The organism is Pararhizobium sp. DWP1-1-3 (genome assembly GCF_049896125.1).
Lineage (GTDB): Bacteria > Pseudomonadota > Alphaproteobacteria > Rhizobiales > Rhizobiaceae > Pararhizobium.
In genome coordinates, this window is the sequence record NZ_JAFCTR010000008.1 from 113,190 (window position 1) to 126,600 (window position 13,411).

The window sequence follows — 13,411 nt, forward strand, 5'->3', positions numbered from 1 at the left end:
TCCGATGCGTTTTCTGCCCGTCAGCCTGACAGTCCTGCTTGTCGAACTCGCCGATCTCGACGAGACGCTGGCGCTGTTTGCCTCGCTCGAAGCCGATCCGGTCGACGGCATCGAAGACATGGTGCCGGCCGCCCGCACTCTGATGATCCGGTTCCGGCCGGAAAAACTGACGGCTGACGAGCTTGCCGGCGCAATCGCGACCCGCGATCTCTCCGCCCGCATCGCGCCATCAGACAAGTGCGTGGAAATCGCCGTCCACTATGACGGCGAAGATCTTGCCGATGTCGCAGGCCTCACCGGCCTCTCGGTCGAGGAGGTCATCCGCCGCCACACCGAGAGCGAATTTACCGTCGCCTTCTGCGGCTTTGCGCCCGGTTTCGGCTATCTCGTCGGTGGCGATCCCGCCCTGCAGGTGCCGCGCCGCCAGAGCCCGCGCACGAAGATACCGGCCGGCTCCGTCGCCTTGGCTGGCGCCTTTTCCGGCGTCTACCCGCAGGCAAGTCCTGGTGGCTGGCAGATTATCGGCACGACGCCGGAAAAGATGTGGGACCTGTCGCGCGATCCACCGGCATTGTTTCAGCCGGGTTACCGGGTGCGCTTCACCGATCTTTCGAAAAGCCAGACGACCATCTCCGCAGCTGCCGCCAAAACGCCTGCAAAGCCGGTGCCGCCTGCGGCAGCGGATACCCTGACGCTCAAGGTCCTTGCCGCTCCCATGCCGGCGTTGTTTCAGGATCTCGGCCGCTTCGGCCAGACCGGTCAGGGCGTCTCGTCGTCCGGCGCTCTCGACCTCGGCGCGTTTAAGGCCGCCAACCGCGTCGTTGGCAACCCCGTCGATTTCGCCTGTCTCGAAATCACGCTCGGTGGCTTCTCCTTCGAAATCACCGGCCGCGCGGTGTTGGCCATTACCGGCGCCCCCTGTCCCATTCTCATTCGCGACTCTCGTGGGCGCGTGCAGACGGCCGAAACCTACCAGCCGATCTCGCTGGAGCCCGGCGATATCGTCACGCTTGGCCATGCGCCGAAGGGTATGCGCTGCTATCTGGCGATCCGGGGCGGCTTTGCCGTCAAGCCGGTGCTTGGCAGCGCTTCCAGCGATACGCTCGCCATCGTCGGTCCGGACCCGGTATCAACCGGCACCGTGCTAACAGTCGCGACCGGGACCAAGGGCCTCGCACCTGTTTCTCTCATCGAAGAACCGGCCTTTGAGCATCCGGCGTCCGGCGAGACCGTGACGCTGGACGTGGTCATGGGCCCTCGCAGCGACTGGTTCACCGAGACCGGCATCGCAACGCTTTCCGGACAGCTCTGGACGATGACGCCGCAATCCAACCGTGTCGGCATCCGGCTGTCCGGCGACGTGCCGCTGGAGCGCAAGGACAAGGCGGAACTGCCAAGCGAAGGCACGGCCACCGGCGCCATCCAGGTGCCGCATAGCGGCCAGCCGGTGCTGTTCCTTGCCGACCATCCGCTGACCGGCGGCTATCCGGTGATCGGCACCGTCGCCGAATATCATCTCGATCTCGCCGGGCAGATTCCGGTCAATGCAAAGATCCGTTTCCGGCCCGTGACGGCCTTCGCCGATATCAAGCCCACCAAGGCCTGAGATCGCGATGCCCGGCCGACCAAAGACAATGAGGATAGACCCCATGAAAAAAGTGCTGATTGCCAATCGTGGCGAAATCGCCGTCCGCATCATCCGCGCCTGCCGCGATCACGGCATCGCCTCCGTTGCTGTTTATGCCGACCCGGACATGGATGCGCTGTTCGTCCAGCTGGCCGACGAAGCCTACGGGCTTTCCGGCAGCCGGCCGGCGGAAACCTATCTCGACATTGAAAAGCTGATCGGCATCGCTAAGCGCTCCGGCGCCGATGCCGTGCATCCGGGTTACGGCTTCCTCTCCGAGCGGGCAGAGTTCGCCCGTGCCGTCATCGATGCCGGTTTGATCTGGATCGGTCCCGACCCGCAGGTCATCGAGGCCCTCGGCGACAAGGTCCAGGCACGGCGGATCGCCACCAGCGTCGGCGCCCCTCTGGTTGCCGGCAGCGACGGCCCTGTCGAAACGGCAGCAGAAGTTATCGCCTTTGCCGAACAGTATGGCCTGCCGGTGGCGATCAAGGCAGCGCATGGCGGCGGCGGCCGTGGGATCAAGGTCGCCTGGCATATGGAAGACATCGCCGAACTCTATGAGTCGGCCGTGCGTGAAGCAAAGGCGGCCTTTGGCCGCGGCGAGTGTTTCCTGGAACGGTTCCTCGACCGTCCGCGCCATATCGAGGCACAGGTCATCGCTGACAAGCACGGCAATGTCGTCGTGCTCGGTACCCGCGATTGCTCGCTGCAGCGGCGCAACCAGAAGCTCGTCGAAGAGGCCCCCGCCCCCTTCCTCAGCGACGCGCAGCGCCAGTCGATCCATGATGCCGCGAAAAAGATCTGCGCTGCTGCCGGCTATTCCGGCGCCGGCACGGTCGAATTCCTGCTCGGGGTCGATGGCACGATTTCCTTCCTCGAGGTCAACACCCGCCTGCAGGTCGAGCACCCGGTTACCGAAGAGACGACCGGCATCGATTTGGTCATCGAGCAATTCCGCATCGCCGACGGCCTACCGCTGCTGGTCACTGAGACGCCAGCCCCGCGCGGCCATTCGATTGAGTTCCGCATCAATGCCGAAGATCCCGGCCGTGGCTTCCTGCCGACGCCGGGCACCATTACCACGTTCGAAGCTCCGTCCGGTCCCGGCGTGCGGCTCGACAGCGGCGTCGTGTCCGGCTCGACCATTCCCGGCACGTTCGATTCCCTGATGGCGAAGCTGATCGTCACTGGCGCCACCCGCGAGCAGGCACTGACCCGCGCCCGCCGGGCACTCAAGGAGTTCAAGATCGAAGGCATCGCAACGGTCCTGCCATTCTACCGCGCCGCGATGGAAGCCGCTGATTTTATCGGCGAAGACGGGTTCAAGGTTCACACGCGCTGGATCGAGACCGAATTTGCAGACACCCTGACGGCTGAAGCCCGGCCCGACCCGGGCGCCGATACATCGCTCATCCGCACCCATGTCGAGATCGACGGAAAACGTCACGCGCTCGGCATTCCGGCCTCGCTGCTTGCCGGCCTTGGTGGCCTGAAAGCACAGGATTCCGATCCGGCGAAAACCGCGGATGTTGAGGACGCCTCAACCGTTGTGGCTCCCATTTCCGGTACGCTGCAAGCCTGGAAATGCGCCGATGGCGACACCGTCAAAGAGGGCGATCTGATCGCCGTGATGGAAGCGATGAAGATGGAAACGCAGATTCTCTCGACCCGCTCCGGCGTGTTGCGGATCAAGGCTGCGGAAGGCGCTTACGTGAATGCCGGATCCGCACTCGCCCGGGTCGAGTAAGGCCCGGCCCTGCAGGTCAGTCTGAAGAGCGCTCGCAGCTTACATCAAGCCGCGAGCGTTTATTGTTTGTGATGCGCCTCGCTTGCAGCGACACTCTCGGTCGTACCCGCCGTTCCCGTCGCCGTCATGGCGCTCATCCTCGGCATCGACCGCGTCATGTCCGAATGCCGGGCGCTGACCGATCTCGTAGACAATGCCGTTGCAACCATCGTCGTCGCCCGCTGGGAAAATGAGCTCGATACGGAGCAATTGGCAAGTGCGTTGCAGGGGAATGCCGGCCAGGCACCATCGATAGGTGCTTTGCAGCCCGCAGAATAAAGACCAGACCGCAATCGCATCAGCGAGACACGACACGCAGACAACACGCCGATTATGGTGGGACATTTCGTGTTGCATCGCCGCAAAAATGCGGTCTATAAACCCTGTAATCACCACGGACCCGGTGAAACTCCGGGTGGCTCTTCTGGCCGCCGATCCGCCAGACAACGCAAAACCCGCGTGCCAACTCGATAACCGCTTTGAGAAGCGCGTTGGTCATGCTTTGCGAGAACTCATCCCATGCAATTTTCATCCATCCGCCGGGATTGGTCCGCCAATCCCATGCGCGACATGCTCGCGGGAGCGGTCGCGACATTCGCACTGATTCCCGAGGTCATCGCGTTTTCGTTCGTTGCCGGCGTCGATCCGCAGGTCGGCCTGTTTGCCTCGTTTGTCATCGGCATCGTCATCGCGTTTACCGGTGGGCGTCCCGCAATGATTTCCGCCGCCGCAGGCTCGGTTGCGCTGGTTGCGGCACCTCTGGTCCACGCACACGGGCTGCCATACCTGTTCGCCGCCGGTTTGCTGGCCGGCGTTTTCCAAATTCTGTTTGGGATATTGCGCCTTGGCGTTCTCATGCGGTTCGTTTCAAATTCCGTTCGCACCGGCTTTGTTAACGCGCTGGCCATCCTGATCTTTGCGGCCCAGCTCCCACACATAATCGGCGGGGACTGGATTGCCTATGCGATGCTGGCCGCAGGACTGGCAGTCATCTACGGTGTTCCAAGGATCACCACCGCGATCCCGTCGCCGCTGATCTGCATCCTTGTTCTGACCGTTGCCTCGGTCACATTACAGCTGCCGGTCATGACTGTTGCAGACCTCGGGAAGTTGCCGGATACACTTCCGATCTTTGGCTGGCCCGCAGTAACGCTGAATTTGGAAACGCTGGCAATCATTGCCGGGCCAGCGCTTGCCATCGCCATGGTTGGCCTGCTCGAATCGATGATGACCGCCAGCGTCGTGGACGACCTCACCGGCACTGCAAGTTCAAAGAACAGGGAGTGTACCGGTCTCGGTATCGCCAATGCTGCAGCCAGCCTGTTCGGCGGGATCGCCGGATGCGGCATGATCGGCCAGACCGTCAGCAACGTGAAATACGGTGGACGCGGCCGTCTCTCCACCCTGTTTGCCGGTGCCTTCCTGCTGATTTTGATGGTCTTGCTCAAGCCATGGGTTTCTCACGTTCCGGTGGCGGCCTTAGTTGCCATCATGGTGATGGTGTCGATCGATACGTTCGACTGGTCGTCATTGCGCTCGGTGGTCGTTCATCCCAAGATGTCGAGTGCCGTCATGGTGGCGACCGTTCTGGTGACCGTGTTGAGCTCCAATCTGGCGCTGGGCGTAACGGTGGGCGTCCTTCTGAGCGGTGTGTTCTTCACGTTCAAGGTCGCCCGTCTGCTGCAGGTGGAGACAGAGACAGATGCGCAGGCTGACCGCGTGTCGTATCGCGTATCGGGCCAGGTCTTCTTTGCATCCGCAGACATCTTCATCGAGGCGTTTGAAATTCAGGATGCCGTGGGCATGGCAGTTCTGATCGATGTGACGGAAGCTCACTTTTGGGACATCACCGCAGTCGCAGCGCTCGACAAGGTGGTGCAGCGGTTCAAACTGCATGACATCCCCGTGGACGTCGTCGGCCTCAATCAGGCAAGTTCGGCGCTGATCGGCAGCCTCGACGGCGCGGTGGAGCCGAAAGCGGTTTGAGCCGAGCCGGAGCTCCGGCGGCATTGTTTCAAAAGCGGGACGTACGGCAAGCGAGGCGTCCCTCTTCACCCGTTTTCGCCATCTCGCCCAGCCTTGGCCAAGATCGCGCGGGCGCGTGACAGTACCGGTGCATCGACCATTCTGCCTTCGAATGCAAAGGCTCCACGGTTCTCTGTGGCTGCCTTGTCGGCTCCAGCAATCAGACGCCTTGCCCAATCGCATTCCGCTTCGGTGGGCGAAAAACCAGTGTTCAGAAACGGAATGGCGGACGGGTGGATGCAGGTTGCGCCGTCAAATCCGAAGGTCTTGGCTTCAATGGTTGCCGTCTGCATGGCGCCGCTATCGGCGTAATCTGCGATGCTGCGGAGAAGACCGAAGGATAGTTTGCCATGCGCCTTGGCCGCCATATGGACAAGGAGTTTGGGTAGCCGCAGGACATCCGGGCTCGGCTCGGCGCCCATCATCGTGGCAAAGTCCTCACTGCCGAGCGCCATGCCAAGCACACGGGGATGCGCGGCCAAGGCCCGCGCGTCAAACACCGTGGCCGGATCTTCGATAAGGCAAATGAACGGCAGGGGATTGCGGCCCAGGTCATGCTCCAGCGGCGCAAGATGGGCAACGAGGCGGTCAAGCCCCTCCACACTCTGTACTTTTGGAACAACGATCCCACAGGCGCCGGCTTGGCATGCCACCGCCGCATCATCCAACTGCAGATCGGGCTCGGAATTGATCCGCACGAAGATTGCTGCGCCCGATTGCCCGGTTTTACGGACGGAGTCGGCCAGCGATTGGCGAGCGCTAAGCTTGCTCGCTGCGGGTACCGAATCCTCGAGGTCGAGGATAATTGCATCCGCGCCGCGTTGATGCGCCTTGTCGATAAACCGGGCGACATGGGCCGGGACGTAAAGCTGCGAGCGCAATTTCATTGAGCAGCTCCGGCAACGATTGAAGCTATGGCTTCAGGGGAAACGCCCGCCTCCACCAGAACCTCGGCAGTATGTTCGCCAAGCGCGGGGGCCGGGCGCCGGAAACCTCCGGGGGTTGCCGACATACGCGGGACGATGTTGTGCATCGGCAGCACGCCGTGGTCCTCGTCGTCCAGCGAAACGATCACCTCGCGCTTGGCGAAATGCGCGTCGACGGCTGCATCGGCGATGCTGTAGATCGGCCCGACGGTCGCGCCGCTGTCGCGCATGATCGCCAGTGCCTCGTCATGCGACCGGGCTGAAAACCAGGCGCCGATGGCTTCATCGACGAGGTCCCGATGTTTCAGCCTTTCGCTATTGGTGGAAAAGCGCGGGTCTTCATTCATATCCGCCCGGCCGATGATCTCGAAAATGCGCCGGGCGACGGCCGGCGTCGAGCCGGAGAGCGCCACATACTGGCCATCGGCACAGCGATAGACATTGCGCGGGCATGCGGTGTTGGAGGCACTGCCGGTGCGCTCCTTGACCTTGCCGGTCAGCGCGTAGATGCCCGCTTCCGGGCCGAGCACGGAGAAGATCGGTTCCAGCAGCGACAGATCGATCACCTGTCCGCGTGCTTTGCCCTGCTGCCGGGCGAAAAGTGCCGTGACCGTGGCCGACATGCCGTAGATGCCGGCGATCATGTCGGCCAGCGCCAGCGGTGGCAGAACCGGCTCGCGGTCCGGAAAGCCGGTGCGATAGGCATAGCCGCTCATGCCCTCGACGATGGTGCCGAAGCCTGGAAATTCGGCATAGGGACCCGTCTGGCCAAAACCTGAAATACGAACGAGGACCAGATCGGGATTGCGCGCAAGCAGGAGGTCCGGGCCGAACCCCATCTGTTCCAGCGTCCCGGGGCGATAGTTTTCGATCAGCACATCGGCACCGTCGATCAGTGTCCAGAGGGCCTCGCGATCCGCTACTTGGCGCAGGTTGAGCACTACGGACCGCTTGTTGCGGCCATAGGTCTTCCAGAATAGCGACAGGCCCTCCTCCTTCCATTCACGCAAGGGGTCGCCGATCGGCGGCTCTATCTTGACGACATCGGCACCGAAATCGGCGAGTTGCAGCGACAGCATGTTCCCGGCCACGAGCCTTGAAAGATCAAGCACCTTGATGCCTTCCAGCGGACCTTCAGCACTTGGATCCCAATGCTTCCGCGAAAAGCCGGTCATTGGATGCGTTCGCCGGAGGATTCATCAAACAGGAGCACATTGCCGGGGTCGATGCCGATCCTGACGTGTTCACCCGGCAAGAGTGGCGGGTCGTCGCCCAGCACCATGGTGATGTCGGCCGCAGCCAGCCGGAGCGTGACTTCCTGTGTGTCGCCGGTTGGCTCGACCAGCGCGATCTCGGCGGCGATGCCGTCGTCGCTGAGGCGGATATGCTGCGGGCGGATGCCGTAAGTAACTCTACGCCACTGCGCCAGATTGAGGCCGGGCGGCAGCGGCAGTGCGGTGCCATCGGCAAGCCGCAGCATCGCGCCGTCGATCTCGCCTTTCAAGAGATTGATTTCCGGCGATCCGATGAACCCGGCGACAAAGAGATTGCACGGATTTTTGTAGAGCTCCAGCGGCGGCCCCATCTGCTCGATCTTGCCGCCGTTCAGCACGACGATCGTGTCAGCCATGGTCATGGCTTCGGTCTGATCGTGGGTGACGTAGATGGTCGTCTTGCCAAGGCGCTGGTGCAGCTTCTTGATCTCGCCACGCATCTTGACGCGCAGCTTGGCATCGAGATTGGACAGCGGCTCATCGAACAGGAAGGCGCGCGGATCACGCACGATGGCGCGCCCCATGGCAACGCGCTGGCGCTGCCCGCCGGAAAGCTCACGCGGCAGACGGCTAAGAAGATGCTCAAGGCCGAGGATTTCGGCGGCGTCGTTGACGCGCCGGGTGATCTCCGCCTTGGATACGCCAGCGAGTTTGAGCGCAAAACTCATATTGTCGGCGACCTTCATATGCGGATAGAGCGCATAGCTCTGGAACACCATTGCAAGGTCGCGCTCCTTTGCCGGCATGTCATTGACGATCTTGCCGCCGATGGTGATCTCGCCGGCGCTGATATCCTCCAGCCCGGCAATCATCCGCAACAGCGTGGACTTGCCGCAGCCCGACGGACCGACCAAGACCACGAACTCGCCGCTGCTCATGTCCAGCGAGATATCGTTGAGTACGGACAGGCTGCCGTAGCTTTTGCCGACGTTCCTGAGTTCGATCTCAGACATGCATGTTCCTCCCAGTTGATCCGCCAAGGCTACCATCGCCCGCCCTTCTCGGTGTTGAGAAGGGCGGGCACGGCTTACTCAGACGGCTTCGACGATCTCGACCGTGCCCACGCTCATGCGCCCCAGCGCACCCAGACGAAGACCGGCCATGCCATAGATGTACTGATCGTCTTTTGCCTCGATCAGCGTCTTGCCATCGACCGAGAATGACAAGGCATCGCCTTGCACCGAAAACGCGAACGCATAGTTGCGGCCGAATTCACGCTTGAATGGCGCCCGGGCCAGAACGGTGGTGCCGAAATCTTCCTTCAGGATCACCACGTCATCGCCATCGAACCCGGCCGCATAGAACTGGCTGGTGCCCTGAACGCGGGCGGTGACCAGGTGTGATGTTCCTGCCAGCGGCTGGATATCGGCCGAAACGGTAACGGAGCGGGCATAATAGTGCCCCGTCCAGATATCGGCATCGCTGGCCGTGTGGGCGTGAATGCGACCATTCTGCAGGGTCCAGTGGCCACGGTTCCAGGTAAAGCGCGAAATCGCGCCCCATTCCTGCACTTCGGTCTTTGGGTAGATCACCGTGTGCCCGGCACCCTCGACCTTGAAATCGGCAAGGAACAGACGGCCGAGAAATTTCAACCGGCCGAAATATTCCACCTGGATGCCGATTTCGTCGATGGCTTCCAGGCCGTCCGGCACGGTGAACGCATAGTCCTGCCAGCCCTGATGATCCGGCACATGCCAGCCGCCGATTTCCTCGATTGTTCCGGACATGGCGCGGCGAACATAAGGAACGGCGCGCAGATTACCGTCGCCGTTCCACGGATCGAGCAACAGCTTGAACGAGACTTTCTGTCCCGCATCGACCAGTGGCGTGAACATCGGACGATAACGCTCGTCGTCAAAATCCTCGCGGCGATAGAACGGCTTCCAGAAGATGCGGCCGCCGTGCCCGCGCTCAAGCCGGTCGAGCTGGATTTCCAGCGAACCGCGTGAGCCTTCGACATGTCTTTCGGTTGATGCCTTGACGCTGATCTGGTTGAAACCCGCGGTGCGGAAGGCATGGGTGGAGCCGGGCAGATCGAAGTCGAAGCGAACGCCACGGCGGGTGAAGTCTTCGAGCCAGAGAGCCGGCACCTCTTCGCCGCGAAGCTGCAGCGCCAGCACCGTCAGTTCGCGCGCGAAGGACGGAATATCGACGATGTTGATCGAGCCGACGACGCCGGATGCGATGACGAAATCGTTGATCGGCGTCCGGTAGCGATCCCAACCCGGCTGCACACCCTGGAACGTGCCGACGATGGCACCGGCATTGCCGGCATTGCAGTCGGTATCCCAGCCGGCCATCGTGGCAATCTCTGCGGTGCGCGGCAGATCGCCCTCGCCGTAGAGGATCGCCATCACGGTGACGCCCGCATTCGGGATGATGTGGCAGACGCCCGGATAACGGTCATAGCCCCATTCGGCCATCAGCATGTCGCGGCAGGCGCGCCAGTTGCCGGGATTGGCCTTGTGGAAATCGATGACTGCCTGGGCGACACGGGCATAGGTGGATTTTGCCGATATCGTCGCCATGGCAGTGGCGACGATATCGGCAATCGACGTTGCTTCAAACGCCGCAGCAATCGCGGCAGCGCAGAAGCGAGCGCCATTCAAACCCTCGCCGTCATGGGCGACGCTTGCCGCGCGAGCGGAGGCGTCGGCAGCTTTCTGCGGTTCGCCCGGATGTACCCAGCCCCAGCTGTCGATGAAGATCTGTCCGCCGATCTGCTCGGCGACGGATGCGCCGTTCTGGGCGATCGAGCCGGACTGCGGTGCTGGTATCCCGGCACGCAGGTTGCGATAGGCCGTGTGTTCGGTGGATACGCCGAAGCCGCCCCACCAGTACATGCCATGTTCTTCTGCTGCATAGTTTACCCAGGTCCGGCCGACATCGGCAGCACTCGCCTTCAGGCCGTAGTCGCGCAATGCGCGGATGAAGTAGACCGGGCCATTGGTATCGTCATCGGCAGCGAAATTCTTGAAGTCCCGGAGATATTGTGTGACTTCGCCATAGGTCTTCTGGATGCGCTCATAGCTCCAGATCGTCGGTTCGACCGGCGCGCCGAGACGAACGCCAATCGCCTTGCCGATAAAGCCGGCATAGATCTTCTCGTAAATCATCTCTTTGGTCAGCTTGGACATTATGGGTCTTTTTTTGCAGTTCTAATTCAGGAGAGCAGCGCGGCTTGCGGCGCGGCTGTCGGCAGCAGTCTGGTCGGCGGCGAGGATGGCTTTGACGGTTTCGGTAAACGCATCGGCCGATGCGATGAGGTCGAGCCGGTTTGCCGCGTCGAGCAATTGGCAATCGGCCTTGCCGATAACCTCTTCGCCATGCATGGCGCCGAGGATGGCGCCGGCCATCACGCCGATCGAGTCGGTATCGCGGCCGGAATTGATCCCGTCTTCGATCGATCGGCGGAAATCGCCGTCATTGACGAGGCAGAAGCCCAGCGCCAGCGGCAGCTCCTCGATCGAACCCAGGCGGTTTGGCTGATAGGCAGCGGTCAACCGCCCAGCCTTGGCGGGCGTGTGGTTGACGTCGTCGCCCATCGGCGAATAGGGCGCGATAATCCGGTGGAAGTCGGCAACGACGCTTGAATGGTCCGCACCCTGTGTTTTGAGCTGACGGGCACTCTGCGCGATATCGGCGATGGCATTGCGGGTGCCGTCCTTTGCCAGTGCCAGCGCTGTTTCGACCACGGCATCGATGGTCGTCTCCGGAACGAAGGCCGCCGCGACTGCGGCCGCAAACACGCCCGCCGCTTCGAGGCCATAGCTTTCCTGGTGACCAGAGGCAAAGGCGATCGCCTCGTCATAGGCTGCCTTCGGATCGCAGGCATTGACCACGCCGATCGGCGCCACGTACATGGCTGCGCCGCAATTGACCATGTTGCCGATGCCACCCTGCCGGGGATCGCAGGAGGTCAGCTGGTGACGCTGGAAGATCCATTTTTCCGGATAAAACAGCCGCTCGATCAGCATCGCCTCGCGCTGCAATTCCGGCACGTAGCGGGGTATCCAGGCGATCTGCCGCACCATGCCATCGGCCATGTCCCAGGCGTCCAGATGCCTTCCGACCTCGGCATAGATATCCATCAGGCAGAGCGTCATCAGCGTATCGTCGGTGACGATGCCGTTGCCGCGCACCCTGCCGTTGCGCGCCGTGTCGTCGAGCGACATCTTGTGCCATTGCGTGTCGAGCGAGGAAACCCGGCCATACCGGGCCGCGATATCGGCCACCGGCAGTTTTTCGACCGGAGCCCCCATGGCGTCGCCTAACGCGACGCCATGGATGAGCGCGCGGACTCTCCCCTTGAGAGAGAGCCCGGAAGCACTATTTTTTTGCATCGAGAACAGTCCTTGCATAGTCGTTGAGACGTGTGCCGCCAGCGGCTTCCCATTCGGCAATATATTGATCCCACTGATCCATTGTCGCCGCGCCGGAGATGAACTTGAAGACCCAGGAGCGGTAGACGTTTTCCGTGGCATCGAGATCGGCGGCATAATCGGCCGGCCAGACGAATGTGTTGTCCGGCTTGAAATCCTTCTGGATCGTCGCCAGCGACTGCTGGGCGGCCTCCGATTGCCAGACCACCGGTGGCGTCCAGTTTGCCGCTACCATGAAGCGCGCATACCAGGTGGCGATCTTGTCGGTCACCTTGTAGGTGTCGCCCTCCTTTGTGAATTCCTGGCCTTCAAAACCCAGCCGGTCGAACATCTGCCCTTCTGGGCTTGCCATGAAGTCCAGGAGCTTCATCACTTCGGCCTTGTGTTCTGAGGTCGTCGAGATGGCAAAGCCGCGCGATTCCTTCGACACATCAACGGCAGACAGACCCTGACCGCCCGGCCCCTTCGGGGGTGCCAGAAGAACGAGTTCGGTGCCCGGATGAACCTGCCGCATCTTGCCGCCGTAGATGTCGATGACTTCACCGGAGGAGCCGAAGATCACGCCGGCCTTGCCGGTGTAGAACTTGTCTTCCTTCACATCGAACTTGGTGGTGATGTATTCCGGATCATAGAGCCCCTGTTCGCGTAGCGAGGCATAGAAGGCGATCTTGTCCTTCTCCTGGCTGGTGATCCGGGCGCTGACCCATTCGCCGGCCGGGTTCTTCATCCATGTGCCGGTGATCCCGAACGCCTGGTTGAAGATCGAATCCAGTTCGTTGGTGTTGTCGGCCGTGGTCACGCCATAGGTATCTGCGACGCCGTTGCCGTCGAGATCGCCGTCCTTGATCGCCTTGAACAGGGTCACGTAGTCTTCGACGGTTTCAGGTGCCTTGAGGCCGGTCTTTTCCAGCCAATCCTTGCGGATCACCGGCTGCGGGCCACGGACCGGATAGACGTAGAGAAGGTATGGGTAGTTCTTCAGCCGCTCGACATTGTGCGGCCAGAACGCATCCTTGAGATAGGTCGTATCTGCGATCATCGGGCCCAGATCTTCAAGCACGCCCTGCTCGACCATCTTGGCATCGCCACCCTGGAAATAGATCAGGTCCGGGATATCGCCCGACAACAGCATGACTGAAAGCTTGTCGGCATAACCAGACGACGGCAGGTCGACGAGTTCGATGTCCAGATCGGTGCCCTGCGCCTTCAGCGCTTCCTCAATGCGCTTGATATGCTTGACATCGTCCGGATTGTTCGGGCCGAAATCCTTGGACACGATCCGGATCTTGATCGGTTCGGCCATGGCAGGCACGGTGATGCCAAGGCACAGCGCCAGGGCGGTCGAGGTCGTCAGGACCAATTTTCTAAGCATTTCGTCTCCTCCGTTA

9 protein-coding genes, 1 pseudogene and 1 other annotated feature are annotated in these 13,411 nt (G+C 61.7%); of the genes and pseudogenes, 4 read left to right on the forward strand and 6 right to left on the reverse strand.

The window, feature by feature from the left end; translation table 11 throughout:
• The first annotated feature begins 4 nt into the window (after positions 1–4).
• From ACP7BS_RS17515 to ACP7BS_RS17530, 4 genes and pseudogenes are all read left to right on the forward strand, one after another.
• Positions 5–1,606: a 5-oxoprolinase/urea amidolyase family protein gene (locus ACP7BS_RS17515; protein ID WP_426239125.1), complete on the forward strand. Its 1,602-nt coding sequence runs from the start codon at positions 5–7 to the stop codon at positions 1,604–1,606.
• A gap of 43 nt (positions 1,607–1,649) precedes the next feature.
• Positions 1,650–3,377 carry an acetyl/propionyl/methylcrotonyl-CoA carboxylase subunit alpha gene (locus tag ACP7BS_RS17520; RefSeq protein ID WP_426239126.1) on the forward strand — a complete coding sequence of 576 codons (1,728 nt, stop codon included), beginning with the start codon at positions 1,650–1,652 and terminating at the stop codon, positions 3,375–3,377.
• A 78-nt stretch (positions 3,378–3,455) separates the two neighbouring features.
• A pseudogene (locus tag ACP7BS_RS17525) lies at positions 3,456–3,695 on the forward strand (C4-dicarboxylate transporter DctA); the annotation flags it as partial.
• Between the two features lie 114 nt (positions 3,696–3,809).
• Positions 3,810–3,865: a sequence feature (sul1 is cis-regulatory element that is thought to sense ions involved in sulfur or methionine metabolism; They are found in Alphaproteobacteria), on the forward strand.
• Between the two features lie 70 nt (positions 3,866–3,935).
• Positions 3,936–5,402: a SulP family inorganic anion transporter gene (locus ACP7BS_RS17530; RefSeq protein ID WP_426239127.1), complete on the forward strand. Its 1,467-nt coding sequence runs from the start codon at positions 3,936–3,938 to the stop codon at positions 5,400–5,402.
• A gap of 65 nt (positions 5,403–5,467) precedes the next feature.
• Here ACP7BS_RS17530 and ACP7BS_RS17535 read toward each other — a convergent pair whose 3' ends face one another.
• The 6 genes from ACP7BS_RS17535 to ACP7BS_RS17560 form a co-directional block, all read right to left on the reverse strand.
• Positions 5,468–6,328, reverse strand: a complete 861-nt coding sequence (locus tag ACP7BS_RS17535) for an HpcH/HpaI aldolase/citrate lyase family protein (protein WP_426239128.1) — start codon at positions 6,326–6,328, stop codon at positions 5,468–5,470.
• The gene (locus tag ACP7BS_RS17540; RefSeq protein ID WP_426239129.1) at positions 6,325–7,542 is read right to left on the reverse strand and encodes a CaiB/BaiF CoA transferase family protein; all 1,218 of its coding nucleotides are present in this window, start codon (positions 7,540–7,542) and stop codon (positions 6,325–6,327) included. Before ACP7BS_RS17540 ends, ACP7BS_RS17535 begins: the two co-directional genes overlap by 4 nt.
• Positions 7,539–8,594 carry an ABC transporter ATP-binding protein gene (locus ACP7BS_RS17545; RefSeq protein ID WP_426239130.1) on the reverse strand — a complete coding sequence of 352 codons (1,056 nt, stop codon included), beginning with the start codon at positions 8,592–8,594 and terminating at the stop codon, positions 7,539–7,541. Before ACP7BS_RS17545 ends, ACP7BS_RS17540 begins: the two co-directional genes overlap by 4 nt.
• A gap of 78 nt (positions 8,595–8,672) precedes the next feature.
• Positions 8,673–10,778 (reverse strand): ADP-ribosylglycohydrolase family protein, encoded by a 2,106-nt coding sequence (locus ACP7BS_RS17550; protein ID WP_426239131.1) that lies wholly within the window; start codon positions 10,776–10,778, stop codon positions 8,673–8,675.
• Between the two features lie 21 nt (positions 10,779–10,799).
• Positions 10,800–11,984 (reverse strand): ADP-ribosylglycohydrolase family protein, encoded by a 1,185-nt coding sequence (locus ACP7BS_RS17555; protein WP_426239132.1) that lies wholly within the window; start codon positions 11,982–11,984, stop codon positions 10,800–10,802.
• Positions 11,971–13,395 carry an extracellular solute-binding protein gene (locus ACP7BS_RS17560; RefSeq protein ID WP_426239133.1) on the reverse strand — a complete coding sequence of 475 codons (1,425 nt, stop codon included), beginning with the start codon at positions 13,393–13,395 and terminating at the stop codon, positions 11,971–11,973. Before ACP7BS_RS17560 ends, ACP7BS_RS17555 begins: the two co-directional genes overlap by 14 nt.
• Positions 13,396–13,411: the final 16 nt, after the last annotated feature.